General features: G+C 65.5%; 20 protein-coding genes. 9 read left to right on the top strand and 11 right to left on the bottom strand.

Annotated elements, in window-relative coordinates:
* Positions 1 to 118: 118 nt before the first annotated feature.
* The 4 genes from ACXAJV_RS09970 to ACXAJV_RS09955 are packed head-to-tail and all read right to left on the bottom strand — an operon-like array spanning position 119 to position 5,604.
* Positions 119 to 1,645 carry a Ppx/GppA phosphatase family protein gene (locus ACXAJV_RS09970; protein WP_475084832.1) on the bottom strand — a complete coding sequence of 509 codons (1,527 nt, stop codon included), beginning with the start codon at positions 1,643 to 1,645 and terminating at the stop codon, positions 119 to 121.
* Between the two features lie 5 nt (positions 1,646 to 1,650).
* Entirely contained in the window at positions 1,651 to 3,837 is a 2,187-nt protein-coding gene (locus tag ACXAJV_RS09965; RefSeq protein ID WP_475084829.1) for an RNA degradosome polyphosphate kinase, read from the bottom strand.
* A complete protein-coding gene (locus ACXAJV_RS09960) occupies positions 3,834 to 4,514 on the bottom strand; it encodes a P-loop NTPase family protein (protein ID WP_475084827.1) in 681 nt (226 codons plus the stop codon). Before ACXAJV_RS09960 ends, ACXAJV_RS09965 begins: the two co-directional genes overlap by 4 nt.
* A gap of 22 nt (positions 4,515 to 4,536) precedes the next feature.
* Positions 4,537 to 5,604, bottom strand: a complete 1,068-nt coding sequence (locus ACXAJV_RS09955) for a DUF2066 domain-containing protein (RefSeq protein WP_475084824.1) — start codon at positions 5,602 to 5,604, stop codon at positions 4,537 to 4,539.
* Between the two features lie 132 nt (positions 5,605 to 5,736).
* On the opposite strand from ACXAJV_RS09955, the gene purM reads away from it, so the two are divergent.
* From purM to arfB, 3 genes are read left to right on the top strand one after another with little or no spacing between them, the layout of a single operon-like run.
* The gene (gene purM, locus ACXAJV_RS09950; protein ID WP_475084821.1) at positions 5,737 to 6,777 is read left to right on the top strand and encodes a phosphoribosylformylglycinamidine cyclo-ligase; all 1,041 of its coding nucleotides are present in this window, start codon (positions 5,737 to 5,739) and stop codon (positions 6,775 to 6,777) included.
* A gap of 15 nt (positions 6,778 to 6,792) precedes the next feature.
* Positions 6,793 to 7,443: a phosphoribosylglycinamide formyltransferase gene (purN, locus tag ACXAJV_RS09945; protein WP_475084818.1), complete on the top strand. Its 651-nt coding sequence runs from the start codon at positions 6,793 to 6,795 to the stop codon at positions 7,441 to 7,443.
* 15 nt (positions 7,444 to 7,458) lie between these two features.
* The gene (gene arfB, locus ACXAJV_RS09940; RefSeq protein WP_475084817.1) at positions 7,459 to 7,875 is read left to right on the top strand and encodes an alternative ribosome rescue aminoacyl-tRNA hydrolase ArfB; all 417 of its coding nucleotides are present in this window, start codon (positions 7,459 to 7,461) and stop codon (positions 7,873 to 7,875) included.
* Here the strand turns inward: arfB and ACXAJV_RS09935 are convergent.
* Positions 7,872 to 9,110, bottom strand: coding sequence for a winged helix-turn-helix domain-containing protein (locus tag ACXAJV_RS09935; protein ID WP_475084815.1), 1,239 nt, complete (start codon positions 9,108 to 9,110; stop codon positions 7,872 to 7,874). The genes arfB and ACXAJV_RS09935 overlap by 4 nt on opposite strands.
* A 130-nt stretch (positions 9,111 to 9,240) precedes the next feature.
* Here ACXAJV_RS09935 and ACXAJV_RS09930 point away from each other — a divergent pair, with 130 nt between their 5' ends.
* Positions 9,241 to 10,704: a S41 family peptidase gene (locus ACXAJV_RS09930; RefSeq protein WP_475084812.1), complete on the top strand. Its 1,464-nt coding sequence runs from the start codon at positions 9,241 to 9,243 to the stop codon at positions 10,702 to 10,704.
* On the opposite strand, the gene ACXAJV_RS09925 is transcribed toward ACXAJV_RS09930, so the two are convergent.
* Complete coding sequence (locus ACXAJV_RS09925) at positions 10,701 to 11,324, bottom strand: LysE family translocator (protein WP_475084810.1); 624 nt, start codon at positions 11,322 to 11,324, stop codon at positions 10,701 to 10,703. The genes ACXAJV_RS09930 and ACXAJV_RS09925 overlap by 4 nt on opposite strands.
* 145 nt (positions 11,325 to 11,469) lie before the next feature.
* Entirely contained in the window at positions 11,470 to 11,892 is a 423-nt protein-coding gene (ndk, locus tag ACXAJV_RS09920; RefSeq protein WP_475084808.1) for a nucleoside-diphosphate kinase, read from the bottom strand.
* 432 nt (positions 11,893 to 12,324) lie between these two features.
* Between ndk and ACXAJV_RS09915 the strand changes: the two genes are divergently transcribed.
* Both ACXAJV_RS09915 and ACXAJV_RS09910 read left to right on the top strand, forming a co-directional pair.
* Positions 12,325 to 14,205, top strand: a complete 1,881-nt coding sequence (locus ACXAJV_RS09915) for an ABC-F family ATP-binding cassette domain-containing protein (protein ID WP_475084806.1) — start codon at positions 12,325 to 12,327, stop codon at positions 14,203 to 14,205.
* Between the two features lie 193 nt (positions 14,206 to 14,398).
* Positions 14,399 to 14,707: a hypothetical protein gene (locus ACXAJV_RS09910; protein ID WP_475084804.1), complete on the top strand. Its 309-nt coding sequence runs from the start codon at positions 14,399 to 14,401 to the stop codon at positions 14,705 to 14,707.
* Positions 14,708 to 14,942: 235 nt separating this feature from the next.
* On the opposite strand, the gene ACXAJV_RS09905 is transcribed toward ACXAJV_RS09910, so the two are convergent.
* From ACXAJV_RS09905 to ACXAJV_RS09890, 4 genes are all read right to left on the bottom strand, one after another.
* Positions 14,943 to 15,335 (bottom strand): I78 family peptidase inhibitor, encoded by a 393-nt coding sequence (locus tag ACXAJV_RS09905; RefSeq protein ID WP_475084803.1) that lies wholly within the window; start codon positions 15,333 to 15,335, stop codon positions 14,943 to 14,945.
* A gap of 19 nt (positions 15,336 to 15,354) precedes the next feature.
* A complete protein-coding gene (locus ACXAJV_RS09900; protein ID WP_475084801.1) occupies positions 15,355 to 15,684 on the bottom strand; it encodes an I78 family peptidase inhibitor in 330 nt (109 codons plus the stop codon).
* A complete protein-coding gene (locus tag ACXAJV_RS09895; RefSeq protein ID WP_475084799.1) occupies positions 15,681 to 16,133 on the bottom strand; it encodes a DNA polymerase III subunit chi in 453 nt (150 codons plus the stop codon). Before ACXAJV_RS09895 ends, ACXAJV_RS09900 begins: the two co-directional genes overlap by 4 nt.
* 215 nt (positions 16,134 to 16,348) lie before the next feature.
* Positions 16,349 to 17,833 (bottom strand): leucyl aminopeptidase, encoded by a 1,485-nt coding sequence (locus tag ACXAJV_RS09890; RefSeq protein WP_475084797.1) that lies wholly within the window; start codon positions 17,831 to 17,833, stop codon positions 16,349 to 16,351.
* A gap of 123 nt (positions 17,834 to 17,956) precedes the next feature.
* Between ACXAJV_RS09890 and ACXAJV_RS09885 the strand changes: the two genes are divergently transcribed.
* From ACXAJV_RS09885 to ACXAJV_RS09875, 3 genes are all read left to right on the top strand, one after another.
* Positions 17,957 to 19,096, top strand: coding sequence for an LptF/LptG family permease (locus tag ACXAJV_RS09885; RefSeq protein WP_475084794.1), 1,140 nt, complete (start codon positions 17,957 to 17,959; stop codon positions 19,094 to 19,096).
* On the top strand, positions 19,093 to 20,190 hold the full coding sequence (locus ACXAJV_RS09880) for an LptF/LptG family permease (RefSeq protein ID WP_475084792.1): 1,098 nt from the start codon (positions 19,093 to 19,095) through the stop codon (positions 20,188 to 20,190). The genes ACXAJV_RS09885 and ACXAJV_RS09880 overlap by 4 nt, the downstream gene beginning before the upstream one ends.
* A gap of 84 nt (positions 20,191 to 20,274) precedes the next feature.
* Positions 20,275 to 22,467, top strand: a complete 2,193-nt coding sequence (locus tag ACXAJV_RS09875) for an LPS-assembly protein LptD (RefSeq protein ID WP_475084790.1) — start codon at positions 20,275 to 20,277, stop codon at positions 22,465 to 22,467.
* Positions 22,468 to 22,525: the final 58 nt, after the last annotated feature.

The raw sequence follows: 22,525 nt of genomic DNA, 5'->3' as shown, positions 1-22,525 counted from the left end.
GTCCGTCGTGCCGGTTTATCCCGAGACAACAGTGCCGGACAAATCCTTACACGCCGTAATAAGCGGTCAGGTTTTGGAGCCATCGGCGAGGATAAATTATAACCGGCCCGATGCGTTTTCAGACGTACTCTGCCCGCCCTTCCCGGCCGATCGCACGGGCCAGATTATCCAGCAGGGACACAGACCGTTCGATATAGAGGTCCCGCACGCTCTCATCGACCGCCAGGCGAACCTCGGCCGGTGTTACCGTTAGTGTGAAACGATCCAGGAGGCGCGGGGCCCGGCCGGACAGTTTGGCGCCCAGACGCAGCGCGCAGCCCATCATCTGGGCGACATTGTGCTGCACCTCGCTCAACAGCCCGAACTCGGCATGCGGCTCCAGCTCGCTCCGCTTGCCGGCATAGCGATAGTGCAAGGCCGCCGCCAGGAAGGCCCGTTCGGCATGGGTGACACCGGCAAAGGGCGCATACAGAACAGTGTCGCGGGCCAGTTCGGCCCGGTGATCCGGGTGGAAGCGAGCGCCCAGATCGGTCAGCCGTGCACCGGCCTCCTGCAGCACGCGATCACGCGCCGGGTCGAACGCCGTCTCAACCTCGCGCATCGCCGGTGCGATCCAGGCAGCCAGCGCCCGCGCGAAGTCCGGCGAGGGAGATGACGGACGAGCCATGGTCTCGGCTCCCGCGATCAATGGATCCGTCGCCAACAGGTTCGATGGCAGTCCCTCGGCCAGCACACCTTCCCGCACGCCGTAGGCTGAAAACACGACGCTTTCGAACCCGCCGTGACGGATCACCCGCCGCATGAGAAGCGCGGCATAGGGCAGCGTGGTCACGCGGCGGGAGGAAAGCCCGGGCACACCGGTCAGTGACGCGGCGCTCAACCGGGTCGCCAGCCGCGCCAGTTCCAGCGCTTCGGCTGCCGAAAGTTCGAACTGGTGCACGACATGCAGCGGATGATCGAACCGAGCAAAGGCCAGCTGTGCCATGGCACGCCAGGCGCCGCCAACGGCATAGAAGGTGCCGCCCTGCCCCGTCAGGACACCGCCCTCCGCCAGACGCTCGTCAATCACGGCCTGGGCCAACGTGCTGTCGAACAGATCACCGGACAGCACGGCCTGCGGGCCGAGCTCGACTGTCTTGCCTGCTCTCGTGGCGCCGCCGGCAACCGGCGTCAGTTCCAGGCTGGAACCGCCCAGATCGCCCACCACACCGCGCGCATCGGGAATGCCGGTCAGCACTCCCATCGCAGACAGTCGTGCCTCGTCCTCGCCGGACAGGATCCGGATATCCAGGCCCGTCGACTCCGCCGCTTCCGCGACAAAGGCGGGACCATCGGTGGCATTGCGAACGGCAGCGGTGGCCACGACATGGCGCTCCACCACACCTTTGGCATCGAGCAGGCGCTGGAAGCGCTTGAGCGCGCGCAGGGCGATGTCCCGGCCTTCGGGGTGCAGCCGTCCGGTCTCACGGACACCGCGGCCAAGACCGGCCATGACCTTTTCATTGAAGATCGGCCAGAGCGCCCGCCCCTCGACCCGGAAATGCACCAGGCGCACCGAGTTGGAACCGACATCAATCACCGCGATGTCCCGATGAATGGCGGTTTCCGCGATCCGCGGCTCGATCGGCTGGGCGGGCTCGTCCAAGGCGATCAGCTGCCGCTGCTGCCGGTGCTGCCGGTCAGGGTCGGCGGCTGATCGTTCTTGAGCGCGTGGCCGCGGCCGGACAGGCTGGGATTGGTCATGAAATAGGCGTGCGCGCTGAAAGGCTTGTCGACATTGGCCGTATCCACGCGGTGATAGTCGCCCTCTGAATCCATGTACCAGCTCTGATCGGTATCGTTGAGATTGGCGACCATGATCTGGTCCAGAACCTGACGGTGTACCGTAGGGTTCTGGATCGGGCAGAGATGCTCGACCCGGCGGTCCAGATTGCGCGGCATCCAGTCGGCCGAGGAGATGAAGAGCTTGGCCGCTGGCGACGGCATCGCGGCGCCATTGGCAAAGCACACAATGCGCGAATGTTCGAGGAAGCGGCCGACGATGGATTTGACACGGATGTTTTCCGACAGGCCCTTGATGCCCGGACGCAGGCAGCAGATGCCCCGCACCACCAGTTCCACACGCACACCCGCCTGGCTGGCACGATAGAGCGTGTCGATGATCTCCGGGTGCACCAGCGAGTTGAGCTTGGCCCAGACGGCCGCCGGCTTGCCGGCGCGGGCATTGTCGATCTCGCGCTCGATATGCTCGAGGATGAATTCCTTCATGCCGATCGGCGAGACCGACAGGCGTTCCAGATTCTCCGGACGCGCGTAGCCGGTGACATAATTGAACACCCGCCCCGCATCGCGTCCGAAAGCCGGGTCGGCAGTAAACAGCGATAGATCGGTATAGATGCGCGCCGTGATCGGGTGGTAGTTGCCGGTGCCGAAATGGGCATAGGTGCGCAGGTCCGAACCCTCACGCCGCACCACCAGCGAGATCTTGGCGTGGGTCTTGTACTCGATAAAGCCGTAGACGACCTGCACACCGGCGCGTTCCAGGTCGCGGGCCCATTTCAGGTTGGCTTCCTCGTCGAAGCGCGCCTTCAGTTCCACCAGCGCTGTGACGTTCTTGCCGCTCTCCGCCGCCTCGATCAGGGCGGCCACGATCGGGCTGTCCTTGGAGGTGCGATAGAGTGTCTGCTTGATAGCGATGACATCCGGATCGGCGGCGGCCTGGCGCAGGAATTCGACCACCACATCGAAGCTCTCATAGGGGTGGTGGACGATGATGTCCTTCTCGCGGATCGCCGAGAAGCAATTGCCGCCATGGTCGCGGATCCGCTCCGGATAGCGCGGCTCATAAGGTTTGAACATGTGATCCGGCCGGTCGTCCGGGATCAGCTGGCCGATCTGGGCCAGGCCCAGCAGGCCGTTTACCGGCACGATATCCTGTGGCCCGGCATGCATGTGCTGGACGATCAAATCGCGCAGCGACGGCGGCATGCCGGATTCCATGGTCAGGCGAACCACGGCACCGCGACGGCGCTGTTTCAGCAGGTTCTCGAATTCCAGCATCAGGTCTTCGGACTCTTCCTCGACCTCGATATCGCTGTCGCGGATCACCCGGAACACGCCCTTGCCGACCACTTCATGGCCCGGGAAAAGAGTGTCGACGAAGAGTGTGAGCACCGCTTCCAGCGACATGAAGCGCCGGTCCGGCCGGCCGCCATCACGGCGCGCGCGCGTCGGCAGTTCCACAAAGCGTTTCACCCCGCTGGGCAGCGGGATCAGCGCATTCATCAGCTTGCCGGCTTCCCGCTTGCGCAATTGCAGCGCCAGCGCGAAACCCAGATTGGGAATGAAGGGGAAAGGATGCGCCGGGTCGATCGCGAGCGGCGTAATCACCGGCAGGGTGTGCTTGAGGAACTCGCCGCGCAGCCAGGCCTCGTCGGTCTTTGATATCTGGTGCGGCTCGAGAACCTTCACCCCGGCCTTGCCCATCTCCGTCTTCAGCTTGCGCCAGAGATTCTGCTGCTTGAGCATCAGCTCGCCGGCCAGAGCGTGAATCTGTTCCAGCTGCTCGGCCGGCGTCAGCCCGTCGATACTGGTCGCAGTAACGCCGGAATGCATCTGCGCGCGCAGGCCCGCAACACGGACCATGTAGAACTCGTCCAGATTGCTGGCCGAGATCGACAGGAAGCGCAGGCGTTCGAACACCGGATGGTTCGGATTCTCCGCCTCTTCAAGAACGCGCAGATTGAAGCGTACCCAGGACAATTCCCGGTTCAGATAGCGCGCAGGCGATTTCATCAGCGCGTCAATGTCGGCGATATCCCGGGCCGGGAGGTTCATTCCGTCTCTCCACTGTCCTGCCAGGTTTCCAGTACTTCCCGCGCAATAGCACGTGTTATTGGCGTTTTCTTCACGAGCGCCAGCTTGTCCATCCGCTCCACGATGCGGCGCACTGCCGTAGCCGAACGCTCCATCCGCGGAAGGAGATAGTCTATCACGCCCGGCCGGGTCGGGGCGCCCCGGTCCTGCAGCTGTTTCTCGATCAGCCGTGTGAGCAATTCGTCGTCGGCCTCGTGCAGATCCGCGTGCGGCAGCGCCCGCAGCCGCGACACCAGATCAGGTAATTGCGCCGGCCACAGAACCGGCGGTTTGCGGGCCGTCAGCAACAAGGCCGCAATATCGCCCTCAGCAGCGCGATTGAGCGTATGGAAGAGCGCGTCATCTTCGAGCGCACGGTCGATGTCTTCCACCAGAACGCGGCGCCCCGGCGCGATCGCGGCCAGTCGCCCGGTCAGGTCTGGCGCTTCAACGATTTCGGCGTCGCAGCGCAGCGCCCAGACCGTCGCCAGGTGCGACTTGCCCGCCCCTTCCGGCCCGACCAGCGCCATCACATTGCGCGGCCAGTCCGGCCAGCGGCCAAGCGCGGCAAGCGCCTCGGCATTGGACGGGCCGAGGATCAGGCTCGATGCGCTGAAATCCTCGCGCGCCGGCAGATCGAGTGCCAGTTGAGGTGTCATGTCGGCCCGCCGGTTCAAGGGGTCACCGGGTGGCCAGCACCACCCAGCCCAGTTCCGGGTGTTCTTCCAGTGCGGCGCCGCGTTCGGCAAGTTCCGTGACCAGCTGGTCCAGCGCGCCGCGATACTGCACCGTCATGCGGGCACCGTCGCGCGACAGGGCGTCGAGCTGGGCATTGCGCACCAGGGAGGCACGTGCCAGCGCGGTCTGCAGGCGGCGCCATTCGTCGATACCGCTGTAGAGCACCGTGACCCGCATCTCGGTTTCTTCCATGTCGCGCACAATGCTCTGGCGCTTCCAGGCATCCTCACGCTCGACCACGAAGAAGTCCGCCGCCTCGGCCCAGCCGCCGTAGAAACTCATCGGCCCCCAGGTATCGACAGCCATCGTGCCATCCTGAGCAAATTCCACCATATAACCGCCAGCCCGCACCGCCCCGGACGGTTGCTGCGCCGCGCGCAGAATGGCGATCCGCGTCACGCCGTACTGCATGGCCAGCGCCGAAAGCGCGACTTCATCCAGCTGCAGCGCCTGGCGCGCCGTGATCGGCGCCATGGCCGGGTCGGCCGCGGGCACAGCCATCGGCGTCAGTGCATGACGGAAGCGCCGGCTCTGCCACGCCTCGCGCCAGGGGGTGTCACGCCACAGCACCAGGTCGCCACCGGCATCCAGCACCGGCAGGACGAGCGTGGCCCGGGCGGGACTGTCGACGAAGGGAATGCCGTAGTTCTCCAGCACACGGCTGACAGAACGGCGATGGAAGCCGACATCCAGCTTGGCGAGGTAGCGGGTGCCGCTGCGCTGCTCGTCGCGAATCTGCAAGCCGGAGATCATTTCCGCGATAATGGCATCGTCCAGGGCAAACGCGCCGCTTTCCAGCGGCGTTCCGACCCGGTCTTCGGCCAATGTAAGCCGTTCGATCAGCCGGCGCGCAGCGACGCGCTGGCCCTGCTGCATTGCGCGCGTCTGGGCCTGCAGCGCGTTGTCGGCGGTTGCATCGATCTCCACGCCGGTGACCGTATAGGGGTCGTCCGCCTGCACCGCTGCCAGCGGAACAAGGCTCAGACACAAGGCAGCGAGAAGGAATCGCACGGCAGGCTCCTGTCAGGTTCGGATGTCGCGCCACTATAACCGGACGCAGTCCTGCGTGAAGCCCGTGGCTTGCGTCTGGAGCGGGTTTCGACTGTACTCCGCCGCACTTTCACAGAAGGCTGGGGAATCGGCATGGCCGGAACCGACGATAGCGGACGCAAGAACGGGCTCACCTATGCAGACAGCGGGGTCGACATCGATGCCGGCGATGCTCTGGTCGACCGCATCAAACCGCTTGCTGCCGCAACACGCCGGGCCGGTGCTGCGGCTGATCTTGGCGGTTTCGGCGGCGCCTTCGACCTCAAGGCGGCCGGCTATCACGACCCGATCCTGATTTCCGGCACGGACGGTGTCGGCACCAAGCTGAAACTGGCGATCGCGACGGGCATTCTCGACACGGTCGGCATCGACCTCGTGGCGATGTGCGTCAATGACGTGCTGGCCCAGGGCGCCGAACCGCTCTTCTTCCTGGACTATCTGGCGACCTCCAAGCTCGACCCGGCGCGCGGCGAAGCCATCGTCAAGGGTATTGCCGAAGGCTGCAAACAGTCCGGCTGCGCCCTGATCGGTGGTGAGACGGCGGAAATGCCCGGCATGTATGCCGAGGATGATTTCGATCTGGCCGGCTTCGTGGTCGGCGCGGCCGAACGTGGCCGCCTCCTGCCCGATCATGACGCGATGAAGGCCGGCGATGTGCTGATCGGCCTCGCCTCCTCCGGCGTGCACTCCAACGGCTTTTCGCTGGTGCGCAAGGTAATGGAAGTCGCCGGGCTGGACTGGTCCGACCCCGCCCCGTTCGAGCCGGGCAAGACGCTGGGCGAAGCCTTCCTGACGCCGACGCGGCTTTATGTGAAGTCCTGCCTGCCGCTGATCAAGTCCGGCCTGGTGAAGGGGCTCGCCCACATCACCGGCGGCGGTCTGGTCGAGAACCCGCCGCGCATGATGCCGGACGGTCTGGAAGCCCGGATCGATTATTCCGCCTGGACCCTGCCGCCGATGTTCCAGTGGCTCACCGAGACCGGCGGGATCGAAGTCCACGAAATGCACCGCACCTTCAATTGTGGCGTCGGCATGCTGCTAAGCGTCGCACCGGAGACTGCGGATGCGGCCCTCGAGGCGCTTGCCTTGACCGGTGAGCGCGCCATGATTGTCGGGCAAGTCGAGACAGCCTGACCCAGGATAATTCCGATGGCGAAGACCAAGATCGCCGTGCTCATTTCCGGGCGCGGCTCGAACATGCAGGCGCTGCTGGAGGCGGCTAAGGACGAGGATTTCCCGGCCGAGATCGTGCTGGTCGCCTCGAACCGGCCCGACGCGGCAGGCCTGGCCGTTGCTCAAGCCGCCGGCATCGCGACCGAAGTCGTCGACCATCGCGACTATGATGGCCGCGAGGCTTTCGAGGAAGCGCTCGATTCGACACTGAAAATGTATGGCCCGCGCATCGTCTGCCTGGCCGGTTTCATGCGCATCCTGACGCCCTGGTTCACCGAGCGCTGGCGCGATCTGCTGATCAATATCCACCCCTCGCTCCTGCCGGCCTTCAAGGGGTTGCACACCCATGAGCGCGCGCTGGAAGCAGGCGTGCGCATCCATGGCTGCACGGTGCATTATGTGCGCCCGGAAATGGATGACGGCCCGATCATCGGCCAGGCCGCCGTACCCGTCCTGCCCGGCGACACGCCTGACACGCTGTCCGCGCGCGTGCTGGAAGCCGAGCACAAGCTCTATCCGCAATGCGTCGCCCTGGCCTGCTCCGGCAAGGCGCGGGTTGCCGGCGAACGCGTCCGGCTGCAGGCCCGCGAATTCGGCGCCGAATTGCTGATGAACCCGCACGACTGACGGACGGAGCCAGCGATGCGCATCACCGGCTCGCTGAGCATCGACGAAAGCGAGATCGAGGAGCGTTTCCTGCGCGCTTCCGGCCCGGGCGGCCAGCACGTCAACAAGACCGAGAGCGCCGTCCAGCTGCGCTTCGACGTCGCCCGGTCGAGCCTGGAACCGGGTGTGAAGCAGCGGCTGGTCCGGCTGGCCGGCTCACGCATGACCCGCGAGGGTGTTCTCGTGATCCGGGCCGAGAACCAGCGATCGCAGGATCGCAACCGGGCCGAGGCCCGCGAGCGCCTGCGCGTCCTGATCGAACGTGCCCTCAGCCCGCCCAAGCCGCGCAAGAAGGCCCGCCCGTCGCTCTCGTCGATCCGCAAGCAGAAAGAAGCCAAGGCCCGCCGCTCGCAGACCAAGGCCATGCGTCAGAAACCGGCGCCGGACGGCTAGTTTTCAGAGCCCGCACAAAGTTCCGGATCCCCCGTCCGGGCGGCGCCTTCCGCGCACAGCGCGTCGGCTGCGGCCGGGTCGCCGGTTTCGCGCAGGAGCGTGGCGAGTTCGGTGGTGGCCGCGCGGTTATAGGGGTCCCAGTAGAGCACGCGGCGATACCAGAGCTCGGCAGTCACAGCGTCCTCGCGCAGGGCATGGCCGCGCGCGATGCTCAGCCCGGTCGGACTGTACCAGGGCCGGATCAGCACGGTCTGTTCGTCATAGACCCGGCTCATCGCCTCATAGGCCCGCTCCAGATAGGTCAGCGCCAGATCGGCCTCGCCCTTCAGATCGTGCAGGTCCGACAGGTTGACCCAGGCCTCCCAGGCATCCGGATCGAGGGTCAGGGCGCGATTATGCGCCTCGATCGCGCCGTCGAGACCGCCCTGCGCCGACAGGGCCAGGCCTAGCGCCCGGTAGCCCAGCGGGTATTCGGCGTCCGCTGCGATGGCCTGCCGCGCCAGAGCTTCGGCCCGTTCCAACTGACGGGCAGCCGCGGTTTCGCGTGTCTGACCGGACGCCAGCGCCGCACCGATCCGCGACTGACCCGCCTCGCCGGGCCAATCGTCCGGCCGGGCGCGAATGACGCGCTGGGTGATCGTATTGGCCAGCCCCGCAAGTGCACGCGGGCTGTCGGGCTCAAGCGCGAGCGCGGCCTCGTAGAGCCGCATGGCCGCGTCATTATCGCCGGGCTGGAACTGGTAATAGAAATCGTCGGCACGGTCGGAGAGGCTTTCCGCACGGTCCTCTGGGGCGCCGGGCGGAGCGATGCGCTCGCGCACCAGCCAGAAGACCGGAAAGGCCGCCAGCAGCACCAGCGCTCCGACAATGCCACGCACCCAGGCGGGAACCGCCCGCACAGGTGCCGGGAGGGTTTCCGGCTCGGCGGGGACCAGAAGGCGATAACCGCGCTTGGGTACAGTCGCGACATAGCGCGGCGCACGCGCCGGATCGCCCAGCGCCCGCCGCAGTTTCCAGACACAGCGGCCGAGCGCGTCGTCATTGACGGTAACACCGGGCCAGATGCGTCCGGCGATGGTCTCGCGCGAGACCACGTCGCCTTCGGCTTCGGCGAGCAGACACAGCAGGTCCATCACTTTCGGCTCGACATCCTGGCTGCCGCCGGGACCGGTAATCCGGCCGGCCCGCGGTTCGACGCGCCAGTCTGCGAGCTTGAATGCCCTGCCGTATTTCATTGATTTTACAGTCCCCTTGCCCCGGTCAGAAAAAGGTCAGACCATCAGGAAGATTGGGTCATGGCCTTTTGTCAGGCGGCCCCCCCAGTGTCCGGGCAGCCCCACCTGAAAGAAGACACGGGAGACCGGGATGCTCAAGAGCCTGACCCTTTTTGCCACACTGATGACAGCCCTCGCGGCACCGATCGCCGCACAGCCCCCGACGCCGGACACGGTACATGAGGCCGACACCATCCGCGCCGATTTTGACCGGCTTTATGCTGGCCTGCGCGCTGCGCATGTCGACCTGTTTGCCATCACGCCGCAGGCCGTGTTTGACCAGCGGCATGCGGAAATGCGAGCCGGTTTCGACCGGCCGATGACCCGCCTCGACATCCGCCGGGAGTTCCAGGAATTCACCGCGCTGGCCCGCCATGCCCATGCGCGTATCGACTTCCCGATGGAAGCCTATGGCGCCTTCCGCGCAGCGGGCGGCCGCGTCCTGCCGCTGACAATCTCGGTGCGCGAAGGCCGTGTTTTCGTGGAGACGCGGGCAGCAGTCGTCGACGGTCTTGCCCCGGGCGACGAGATCCTCGCTTTCAACGGCCAGCCGAACACGGTCTGGATCCCGGCCCTCACACGGCACCTGTCGGCCGAGACGCCGCGCTTTGCCCATACGCTGCTGGAAGCCTATCTGCGCGGCCTGGTCTGGCTGGAATGGCCGGAGATGACCGCGGCGACGCTCCAGGTGCGTCATGCCGACGGATCGGTAGAGACGCTCACCCTGCCCTTCCTGAGCGGTGATGCACTGGCGCCAGCTGAAGAGGGCGAACAGCCTTTCAGTCTCGATGGCCGCGAGGCGCGCATGATCGGCGGCGATATCGCCTACCTGCGCCCGGGGCCTTTCTACAATACCGAACCGGACGGGAATGTCTGGGATCCGTCGGCCTTCGCCGCATTTGTCGACAACAGTTTCAATGACTTCCGGGCATCCGGTGCAGAGGCGCTGATTCTCGACCTGCGCGACAATCCCGGTGGCGACAATTCCTTCTCCGACCCGGTCCTGGCCTGGATCGCGGACCAGCCCTTCCGCTTTGCCTCGCGTTTCACCGTGCGGGTCAGCGAGGAGACGAGCGCAGCGAACCAGGCCCGTCTGGACACGCTGCCCGAGGGTGAAGGCGGCATGTCGGCGACCTATGCCGAATTGTTTGCGGCCCATGCTCCGGGCGAGACCGTCGAGATCGATCTGCCCTACGCGGAACCGCGGCCCGAGGGAGACCGGTTCGAGGGGCCGGTCTATGTGCTGATCAACCGCTACAGCTTCTCCAATGCGGTGACCATGGCGGCCCAGATCCAGGACTATGGCTTCGGCGTCGTGACCGGCGAAACAACGGCGGACATGGCCACCACCTATGGCGCGATGGAGCAGTTCATCCTGCCTCATACCGGCATCATAGTGAACTATCCCAAGGCCCATATCGTACGCATAAACGGTACATTGGAGTCACATCCGGTGACACCGGACATCGCCCTCGACTTCCCTGTCCTGCGCGGACCGGAGGATGTGGTTCTCGACCAGCTGGTCGCGCATGTCCGCACCGTGATCGACAGCTAGCCTTTCAGGATGATGGCGATCGTGGCGAGCAGGAGAAGCGCGATCGCGAAGTTGAGGATGCGGGCGTGGCGGCGATCGGTCAGGAAGCGATTGATCACGCCGCCCGCCAGCACCCACATCAGTCCGCACGGCGCACCGAAGAGCAGGAAGGTCGCCATGAACAGCATGGCCCGCTCGCCGGCCGTTTCGGCCAGGGCGATATAGGCGCCAGCCGTCGAGATCGTCATCAGAAGCGCCTTCGGATTGACCCACTGGAAGAGTGCCGCCTCCCAGGTGCGGAAGGGCCGCGAACGGCGCCTGGGCGCCTTGGCCTCGCCCGGCTCGGCCGGACGCGCCAGCCCGGCCCGCACGAAGGCCAGGGCCATCCAGGCCAGCCACAGCGATCCACCGACCTTCACCACATCCAGTGCCACCGGATAGCGGGCCACGAGTGTGCCCAAGCCGAATACGGCCGCGACCAGCAACAGGTTGAAACCGATCTGCACGCCCAGGAAATGCGGCACGGTGCGGCGCACGCCGAACAGTGCCGAGGAGGACATCAGCATGAGATTATTGGGGCCCGGCGTGGCCGACATGGCGACGACAAAGCCGACCAGGCTGAGATAGAGGGCCATGTCCATGCTGTTTCCCCGCGCGCAACGTGCAGCGCAGTTAGGAGGCGCGGCTGTCCGTATCAATGCCGCAGGGACAAAAAGCGGCGGACAAAAAGAAAGGGCCCGGCGATCACGCCGGGCCCTGTCTGCAATCCGGTCCGGAAAGTCCGGCTTAGCCGACGATCTCGTCGTCGGAGAAGAAGAACTTGATCTCTTCGGCAGCGGTTTCCGGCGCGTCGGAACCGTGCACGGAGTTTTCGCCGATCGACAGGGCGAATTCCTTGCGGATGGTGCCTTCGGCGGCGTCGGCCGGATTGGTGGCGCCCATCACTTCGCGGTTCTTGGCAATGGCGTCTTCGCCTTCCAGCACCTGCACGACGACCGGTTCGGAGATCATGAAGTCGACCAGTTCACCGAAGAAGGGACGCTCCTTGTGCACCGCGTAGAAGCCTTCGGCCTGCTCGCGGGTCATGTGGATGCGCTTGGATGCGACGATGCGCAGGCCGGCATCTTCGAACTTGGCGATGATCTTGCCGGTCAGGTTACGCTTGGTCGCGTCGGGCTTGATGATGGAGAAGGTGCGTTGCAGCGCCATGGGATTTACCTCGAACAAAGGGGCTGGGAAGACAGCGGCTGACCGGACGGCCCGGCCGGGAGAATTCGCGCGGCTTATAGCGGCGCCGGCGCAGCATCACAAGCCGCCTGCCATGTCCCTTGCCAGTCGCCCTTCCGCGCCTCCCCCTCATCCACCCCTTCGGGGCACCTTCTCCCCGGGGAGAAGGGGTTTGCTTGATGTCACGTACTATCTGACCTCCCTCTCCCAGGGGAGAGGGTCGGGGAGAGGGGGAAAGCGCCGATCCCCGGACAATCGGGCTGATTGGATAAGGGTGTCGTATCCGTGACCCATACACATTGTCATCCCGGACGGATGCCCGGCACCGGGCCGGATGACAACGGAGTGGGAGACCCCACCCATCAGCCTTTCCGGATTGATCGGCTCGCCGCTCCGCGCTAACGGCCTTGCACCATGTTGCACATCAATGACCTCACCTACCGCATCGAAGGCCGGATGCTGTTCGACCAGGCAACGCTCTTCCTGCCGGCCAAGGCCAAGATGGGCCTGGTCGGGCGGAACGGCACGGGCAAGTCGACCCTGTTCCGGCTGATCCGCGGCGAAGCCGTCGCGGAGAGCGGCGATGTGCGTGTGCAAAAAGGCGTGCGCGTCGGTTCGGTCGCCCAGGAAGCGCCCGGCGGCGAGGAAACGCTGATGGACGTGGTGCTGGCCGCCGATACCGAGCGCGCCGCCCTGCTCGCCGAAGCGGAGACGGCGACGGATCCCGACCGGATCGCCGAGATCCAGACACGGCTGGCCGATATCGAGTCGCACACGGCGGAGGCCCGCGCCGGCTCCATCCTGTCGGGTCTGGGCTTTACCGGCGAGGAACAGCAGCGCCCCTGCCGCGAATTCTCCGGCGGCTGGCGCATGCGCGTCGCGCTGGCGGCGACCCTGTTCGCCCGGCCCGACCTCCTCCTGCTCGACGAGCCGACCAATTATCTCGACCTGGAAGGCGTGATGTGGCTGCAGACCTATCTGAAAACCTTCCCCGGCGCCGCCCTGGTGATCTCGCACGACCGCGACCTGTTGAACGGCGCCATGCAGAAGATCGCCCACCTGAAACAGGGCAAGCTGTCCGTCTATGAAGGCGGCTATGACGATTTCGAAAAGGCGCTGGCGGAGAAACAGCGCCTGCAGATGAAGCTGGTGGAAAAGCAGGAGGCCGAGCGCCGCCACCTGCAAAGCTTTGTCGACCGGTTCAAGGCCAAGGCCTCGAAGGCGAAACAGGCCCAGTCGCGGGTGAAGCGGCTGGAAAAGATGCAGGTTGTCGCCACCCAGGTGGAAGACCCGGTCGCCCCCTTCGACTTCCCCAATCCGCAGCGCCGCATGGCGCCGCCCATCGTGCGCATGCTGGACGTGTCTGTGGGCTATGAGCCGGGCAAGCCGGTGCTGCGGGATATCAGCCTGAATATCGACACCGAGGACCGGATCGGCATTCTCGGCCGCAATGGCGCAGGCAAGTCGACCCTGGCCAAACTGCTCAATGACCGGCTGGCCCCGCTCTCGGGCCATCTGCGCAAGCACAAGAAGCTGGAGATCGCCTTCTTCGCCCAGCACCAGATCGACGATCTGTCGCCGGACATGTCGGCCTATCAGCACGTGATCGAACTGATGGAGGACGCCACCGAGGCCCAGCGCCGCGCGCGCCTGGCCCGGTTCGGCCTGCCCGGCGACCGCCAGGAAACGCCGGCGAAGAATCTCTCCGGCGGCGAGAAGGCGCGCCTCCTGTTCAACCTGATCACGTTCGGCGGCCCGCACCTTCTCATCCTCGACGAGCCGACCAACCACCTCGACATGGACAGCCGCGCCGAGCTGATCAACGCCATCAATGCCTATGAGGGCGCGGTGGTGCTGATCACCCACGACCGCCACATCATCGAAAGCTGTGTCGACCGGCTCTGGGTGGTCGGCGACGGCACGGTTACGCCCTATGACGACGATATCGAGACCTATCGCCAGTCCCTGCTGGGCCGCGTCGCCCGCGACGCCCGGGGCAAGAAGCCTGCGCCCGCCGACGAGAAGTCGCAGCGCCGCCGCGACAAGGCCTCGCTGCGCGAGACGCTGAAACCGTTGAAGGCCGAAGCCGCCCGCTGGGAAAAGGAAGCCGAACGCCTGCGCGGCGTCATCGAGATCATCGACAAGGGCCTCGCCGCCCCCGGCCTCTACGAAAAAGACCCCAAGACCGCCACCGAACTCCAGATCAAGCGGGCCAAGGCCGTCGACCTCCTCGACACCGCCGAACTCAACTGGCTGGAAGCCGCCGAAGCGCTGGAGACCGCGCAGGCGGAGTAGCGTTCGCGCTAACCCCTTGTTGCGCCAGACGCCTATCCGGTTAATCGATCCTTAAGAGTCGATTTATACAATATTACCCGAAATCAGCCGAGGTGCCTGAAACCATGCCTGTCGACTGCCTGTCGAGCCCTGTGAACGGTGAACCGGTCTGCGTGAGCGGACGGGGTGACGTGTGCCGGGCGGGAGGTGCGGCATGAAGATCGATCCGCCGGTTGCGGCCCCGATCTCGCTGGCCCGGGTGCGCAAGATGCGCGCGCGCACGCATCCGCGCGGCGGCGATTTCCGTCAGGAAGTGCCCACCCATGCGCCCGAAGTGATGCATGTCGATGCGCTGGCCCCGGCCGATCCGGACAGCCATGAGCCGCCGGAATTCGACGATGTCGAGATCACGCGCGACGATGCGCTGGAAACCGCCCGCGACATCGCCCACGAACTCGCCGCCCTCACCCTGCCCATCGCCAACTGGCAGGCCACACGGGTGCACCACCTGTTTCACCCGTAAGAGCCGAAGCGCGAGTGCGGCAAGGACCTTCCCCTTGATGGGGACTGAGGCGCCAAAGGACATGCCGGGGGCATGTCCGACGCAACGAAGGGCCGGCGCAGCCTGACGGAAGGGGTGAAACGCGATGCGTTTCCTGTCTCCCAAAGTCACCCACTCCACCGCTGCTGATGCAGCGGTCCCCCTCGCCCATCAAGGGCGAGGACCTGAGAGCGTGCCTGGCCGGTTCCGACCGGGATCAGCCGCAGGCCATGCTTTCCACGATGTCGCTTTCATTGACGCGGATGGTCAGCCGGTCGGGGCGGTAGTCCATCGTCACCGGCGTGTTCGGGCCGACGACGCGGTAGTTTTCCGGCATGGCATTGCGCGGCACATTGACCCGCGGTTCGCCGACAAAGTGCTGCAGGTTTTCCATGCCGCAATCGCCGGTGATCGGCGGGCGCACGGGATTGGCGTCGACATCGCCGGCATCTTCCAGCGGCGGCAGGGCCGGCGCGGCATTGCCTGTGTCGGCTGACGGAGTCTCGGCGATCTGGGGATAGGGTGCGGGAGCCGGTGTTTCACCGCCGCGCGTTGTCAGGGCACAGCCCGCCACAAAACAGGCAATCAGCAGGGAAAGACGGGTTTTCATCGCACGCTACTCGACCGGGTCAGCCACACCAGGGCCGTAGAATGACGCCCGATTCGGCGAGGTCAAGGTTGAGGCGCGACGGGCGGTAGTCTTCGGTCACAGCGCTATCAGGATAGATCAGCCGGATATTGCCCGAAAGGCTCGCCAGATCGACTTCCTCGACCTGCTGGCCGACGAGATAGCCCATTTGGGCCGCGCCGCAGGGGCTGGTGCCCGGCGCGGCGATATCGCCATCCACATCCATATCCGGCGGCGGCAGGGCCGGGCCGGACGGCGCCATCCCGTTGCCCCCGCTGGAACAGGCGGTAACGGCCAGAGCGGCGAGCGCGGTGAGGACGATATGTTTCATGCCTTTTTCTCCCATCTGCCCTCGGGCGACTGGCGCCAGTAGGACACGGTGCGTCCGCCGGCGGCCGCCTTCTTCCAGAGCGCGCGGGCGTCCTGGACCGAGGCCTCGTCATGCCCGTCGAACATGACAATCATGCGTTCGAAACCGTCCGGATTTTCCGGTTCGGCTCCGTCGAGCAGGAAAAGGCACTGGGCGCCATTGGGATTGGCTTCGTCCTCGGCCAGCAGGATGGGCTGTCGCGCCTCCTGCCCCGCCCCCGCCTGGCCATGCGGCGTGAAACTGTCATCGCGCCAGCTCCACAGCCACTGGTCCAGAGCTTCCAGACGCCGCGCGTCCGGCGAACGCACCAGCGCCCGCCAGCCCCGCGCCAGGGTCTTTTCCAGCAGTTCAGGAAGAACGTCTTCCAGGGCGGAACGTTCCAGATGGTAGAACCAGAGTTCGCCGCTCATCGCATGCTCCCCGTCATCCTTCCCCTTGATGGGGACTGAGGCGCCAAAGGACATGCCGGGGGCATGTCCGACGCAACGAAGGACCGGCGAAGCCGGGCGGAAGGGGTGAAGCCCGGTGCCTGACCGGGGGACACCTCGCCCCCACCCACTCCACCGCTGCTGCGCAGCGGTCCCCCTCGCCCATCAAGGGCGAGGATGGCCACATGCCGCCGGGCCTAGCCCTCGTGATTGTCGCGTACGAAGCGGTCGAGGATGCGCACGCCCCAGCCGGTGCCCCAGCTCGGCTGGCGCGGATCGTCCTTCGGGCTCATGCCGCCCATCGCCGTGCCGGCAATGTCGATATGGCACCACGGGCGCTCATTGACGAAGCATTTCAGGAATTCCGCCGCCGAGATCGAGCCGGCTAGGCGGCCTTCGCCGACATTCTTGATGTCGGCATTCTTGGTCTCGATATGCTTTTCATAGTCCGGGCCCAGCGGCATCCGCCACACCGGCTCGTCGCTGTCATTGCCCGCACGGGACAGGTGATCGGCGATCTCGTCGGAATTGGTGAAAATGCCGGCGCGGGTATTGCCCAGCGCGATCAGCATGGCACCGGTCAGCGTCGCCAGGTCGATGATCAGCTTCGGCTTGAACCGGTCCTGGGAATACCACAGCACATCGGCCAGTACGAGACGGCCTTCCGCGTCGGTATTGAGGATCTCGATCGTCTGGCCGGACATGGAGGTGACGATATCGCCCGGGCGCTGGGCATTGCCGTCGGGCATGTTCTCCACCAGGCCGACAATGCCGATGGCATTGACGTTGGCCTTGCGGCCGGCCAGGGCGCGCATCAGGCCGACCACGGCGGCCGAACCGCCCATATCGCCGCGCATCTCGTCCATGCCGGCACCCGGCTTCAGCGAGATACCGCCACTGTCGAAGGTCAGGCCCTTGCCGACGAAGAGCAGCGGCGCATCGCCGTCCTTGCCGCCATTCCACTTCATGATGGCGATCTTGCTCTCGAATTCCGAACCCTGGCCGACACCCAGAAGCGCGCCCATGCCCAGCTCGCTCATGTGGACCTCGTCGAGGATCTCGATCTCGAGACCGAATTCGGCCAGGCCCTCGATCTTCTTGGCGTAGGTTTCCGGGTTCAGCACGTTCGGCGGCAGATTGGTGACGTCGCGCGCCAGGTCGACCCCGTCGGCCACAGCGCCCCAGCTCGCCCATTCCTTGTCAGCCGCAGACGTGTCGTCGACGATGATGGAGACGGTTTCCAGCGAGGGCTTCTGGTCATCCTTCAGCTTGGTGCGGAACTGGTCGTAGCGATAGGCCGCCAGACGGGCACCGAGTGCTGCGCGGGCCGCGCCTTCCGCATCGGTCTCGCCATTGAGGGCGACGGCGACGTTCGTTTCGCCGCTGCTCAGCAGCAGTTTGGCAACGGCGGCACCGGCCTTTTCCAGCGTCGAGGCCGAGCGCTTGTCCTTCTCGCCCAGGCCGAACAGCACGATACGGCTGTTCTCGACACCCGACGGCGCCACGATTTCGAGCGTCTGGCCCGGCTTGCCGGAGAAACGCGAAGCCGCCACGGCGCGCTTCACGGCGCCCGAGGTCGCCCCGTCCAGCGTCTCGGCTGCAGCCGACAGGCTCGCGCCCTCATAGACCGGCACGGCGATCGCTCCGGACGTGCTGGCGGCAGCGGCGAATTCGATTTTCATGGCTTCCCTCTCCGGTGTAGCGAAGGCCCGAACATGTCAGCCGGGCGCAAAAACATATGTCGCGGAAGTGGTATCCGATCACGACGTGAGATAGAAGGCGGATCGCGCAGCACAAGCCGGATCATGATTCTCGTTCAGCGGTATTTCTTCAAGCAATTGCTCTGGCCCTTCCTGACCGCGGTCGGGGCCTTCGCTGCACTGGCGCTGCTGACGCAGTCGCTGTCGAATGTCGATCTGGTCTCCGGCTATTCGGAGACTGCACTGACCTTCATCAAGATCACACTGCTGGCCCTGCCGCATCTGACCGCCCTTCTGGTCCCGCTCGCGCTGTTCGTCGCCGTGCTGTCGACGTTGAACCGGCTGTCCGGCGACAGCGAGCTGGTGGTGACGCAGGCCTCGGGCCTCGGCCGGTTCGGCATGGTCACGCCCGTCCTGCGCCTGGCGGTCTATGTGATGATCGCCAACCTCGCCATCAACCTCTTCGTCCAGCCGATTTCCTATCGCGAGATGCGCCGCTCGCTGCACGAGCTGCGTTCGGATGTCGCCGCCAGCCTGATCACGCCCGGCGCCTTCACCCAGCTGGGCGATGGTGTGACCATCTATGCCCGCGACCGCGACCGGTCCGGCCGCATGCAGGACATCCTGATCGACGACACACGCGGCGAGGAGCAGTCGACGCTGACCGCGCGCGAGGGCGTCGTGGTGCGTACTGACGACCGCTCGGTGATGGTGCTGATCGACGGCAATCGCCAGCAGATCGACGAAGCCGGCGAGCTGTTCTACGGCTCCTTCGACCGCACCGAATTCGATCTGGGCGAGTTCATCGGTCCGGTCGATGCCATGTTCTTCAAGGAAAGCGACCGCTTCCTGCACGAGCTGATCTGGCCCGATGCCGGCACGATCGCGCGCACCGGCGGTCCCGAACGTGCCTGGGCGGAGGCGCATTACCGCCTGTCGGCACCGCTCTACAATATCGCCTTCGCGCTGATCGCCGCCGCCGCCTTCCTGGCGGGCGACCATTCGCGCATGGGCCATTCGCGCCGCGTGATGATCACGGTGGCCGCCGGCATGACGATGCGCCTGGTCGGCTTCGGCGTGCAGTCGGCCAGCGCCGACGACAGCGCGATGAATGCCATGCAGTACATCATTCCGCTGGCGGGCATTGCCGGGGCCATGGCCGTGATCTACTGGCCCGCCCGCCGCCGGCCCAAGCATCCGCCGGCCGAAGCCGCCGCGCTGGCCGGACCGGAGGTGGTGGCATGACCGGCGGCCGTCTCAATCGCTACATGCTGACCCAGACGCTGAGCGGGCTGGGCCTGGCGCTGCTGACCATCACCACGGTGATCGTGCTGGTCGACTTTGTCGAACAGTCGCGCGCCATCGGCACGCGGGTCGATGTGTCGACGCTCGACCTTCTCGGCCTGACCCTGCTGAAGACGCCGCTGCTGCTGGAAACCACCCTGCCCTTCATCTTCCTGTTCGGCATCCTGACCTCGCTCTTCCGCCTGAACCGCCGCTCCGAACTGATCGTGATGCGCGCCTCGGGCATGTCGGCCTGGCGGATCCTGACAGCACCGATGGTGTTTGCGGTCTTCGCAGGGCTGATCGGTGCAACGGCGCTCAACCCGCTGGCCGCCGCCGGCAATGCGGAATTCCAGCGCCGCCGGGACGCGCTGATGAATGTGCGCCAGACGCCGGGCGTTGAAGAACCGGTCTGGCTGCGCGAAACCACGGCCGACGGCTTCACGGTGATCTCCGCCATGGCGCTGGAAGAGAACCGTCAGGAAGTCCGGCGACCAACCTTCTATCACTTCTCGCTGAGCGATGAGGGCGTGCCCAGCCTGGAACGCCGCATCGACGGCGCCACAGCTCAGCTGATGGACGGCTTCTGGGAGGTTACTGACGCGATCGAGCGTATTCCCAACGAAAGCGCACTGGAACTCGGCATGATCACCCTGCCGACACAGATCAACCGCCAGGCGCTGTTCGAGCGGGCCCGCTCGCCGCAGGGCGTGTCCTTCTGGGACCTGCCGGGCCTGATTGCCACGGCCCGCGATGCCGGTCTGGCGACCGCGCGCTACGAGCTGCGCTGGCATGGCCTGCTCGCCTTGCCCCTGACGCTGCTGGCGGCAACGCTGATCGCGGCGGCTGCAACCCTGCGCCTGCACCGGCTGGGCGGCGCGGCCGCTTTTGCACTCGTCGGCGGTCTGGCCGGTTTCGTGATGTTTTTCTTCCAGGAAGTCCTCAGCTCCTTCGGAGCGACGGGTGCCCTGCCGCCGCTGACAGCCGCCTGGGCGGCACCGGCGATCACCGCGCTCATGGCGCTGACCTATATTGCGTCGACCGAAGACGGCTGACGGCATGGACGCGGGCGGCGGCTTCGGCTAGTCAGGTTCGATCCGTTCGGCCGGGGTTCGGGACAGATCAAGGGGATGACGCGCATGGCGTCACAGGTTCGCCGCCTCGCGGCAGTTTTTTTGAGCACGACGGCGCTGGCGATGGCAGCTCCTGCCCACACGCTGGCGCAGACGCCGGAACCGTCGGACCCGCCCATCTACCTGGAAGCCGACCGGATCGATGATCTCGCCGAGGGCGGTTATGTCGCGCGCGGAAATGTGCGGGTGCGCCAGCAGGACCGCACCCTCATGGCGGACGAGCTGGAATACCACCCCGAAAGCAATCGCGTGATCGCCCGCGGGCATGTCGTGATCATCGGCCAGGGGCCCTTCCCGCAATATGCCGACGAGGTCGAACTCGATTCGGCCCTGGCCTCGGGTATCGCACTGGGCTTTGCATCCAGGCTGGAACGCAATGGCCGCGTGGCTGCGGCATCGGCTATCCGCGACGAGAACGCGTCGATGACGCTGCGCGACGCCTACTACACCGCGTGCGAACTGTGCGAGAGTGGCGAAGGCAGTCCGACCTGGCGCCTGCGGGCCCGCCAGGTGCACCAGAATGCCGAAGAGCAGATGATCTACTACCGCGATGCGCGGCTGGAAGTGCTGGGCGTGCCGGTGCTCTATGCCCCCGTCTTCGCACATGCTGACCCGTCATCGGAACGGCGCTCGGGCTTCCTCTTCCCGAAGATCGGCCTCTCCTCACGCCTCGGTTTCGTCTATCAGCAGCCCTATTACTGGTCGCTGTCGCCGTCTCAGGACATCGTCATCGCCCCGCGCCTGATGACCAATGTGAATCCGCTGCTCTACACCGAGTACCGCAAGCGCTTCTGGTCGGGCTTTACCGAGTTCGAGGCCAGCCTGACGCGTGAATTCGAGATCGACAGCGATGGCGAACGCTTCGGCGATGAGGAATGGCGCTGGCACGTGTTCGGCGGCGGCCGCTTCGAGATCAATGACGACTGGCGGTGGGGCTTCGGCGTCCAGCGGGCCTCCGATGACCTTCATTTGCGCCGTTATGACTTCTCTGAAGTCGCCAAGGATCTCGGCCAGCCGATCGAAGCCGTGAACCGCCAGCTCGTCAGCCAGTTCTTCGTCGAAAACCGGACCCGGCACCGGTACGGCTCCTTCCTGGCCGCCACTTATCAGTCGCTGATCACCAGCGTTAATGACGATACCCTGCCGAATCTGGCACCGCAGATCGATGTGACACAGATCGTCGATGCGCCGGACGGCTGGGGCCGTATCTCGCTCAACGGCAATGCGACGCACCTGACCCGCGAGCAGGGTTCAGACTATACCCGCGCCAGCGCGACGGCCGATTGGCGCACGCGCTGGATCGCCCCCGGCGGTGTGGTCGTCGAGCCCTTCGCGCTGGGCCGTGTGGACTATTACAATCTCGCCGATCTGCCGGTGGCAGCCGGCCAGGACGATACCGACAGCTTCACGCGCGCCTTGGGCCTGGTGGGTACGGAGTTCAGCTGGCCCTTCTACCGCCCCGGCGAACAGGTCGATTGGGTGATCGAACCGGTCCTGTCGCTTGTCGCGGCGACAGATGACCCCGAGCGGGACCGTGTTCTCAATGAGGACACACTGTCGACCGATCTGGACGAAAGCATGCTGTTCGAGCCGGTCCGGGCGTCAGGGTACGATATCTGGGAAGAAGGAACGCGGGCAAACTATGGTTTGCGGGCGACTGCCTTCTGGGGCGAGACAGGCCGCTTCCGCGGTTTTGTCGGCCGGAGTGAACGCATCGAGGGCGACGCGTCTTTCGGCGCGACCAGCGGCCTGTTCGAAGAGAGTTCGGACTATGTCGTCGCGGGTGAGATCGACATCGCCCAGTTCTCGGCTGAATTCCAGACACGCCTCGATACCGAGGACTACGACGTCAATACGCTGCAGATTCAGACCCGATATGACGGTGACCGTTTTGACGTCATGCTGGGCTATCTCGACACGAGCGATGATGCCGCCACGCGCGGGCCTCAGCGCGAATTGCGGGCCGACTTGCAAGTGCGCATGACCGAGCGCTGGAGTGCGGTGGCGCGTGTAACCCGCGACATCGACCTTGATCTGTCGCGCCGCCAGGAGACCGGCTTCATGTATCGCGACGAATGCACACAGTTCGAGATTGTCTATCAGCGCGAGGATCTGGGAATCCAGAGCCTGGGGCCCTCGGAATCGATCCAGTTCCGGATTACCCTCTTCACGCTGGGAAGCCTGGACCCAGAACAGTAACAGTGCCCCGTGATTGCGCGCCTGCGCAGTTTGAGTAATGTTCCGCGCCGAACCGAAA

The organism is Maricaulis sp. ABE4_448, assembly GCF_056160825.1.
This window is presented reverse-complemented; position numbering and strand designations above follow the sequence as displayed.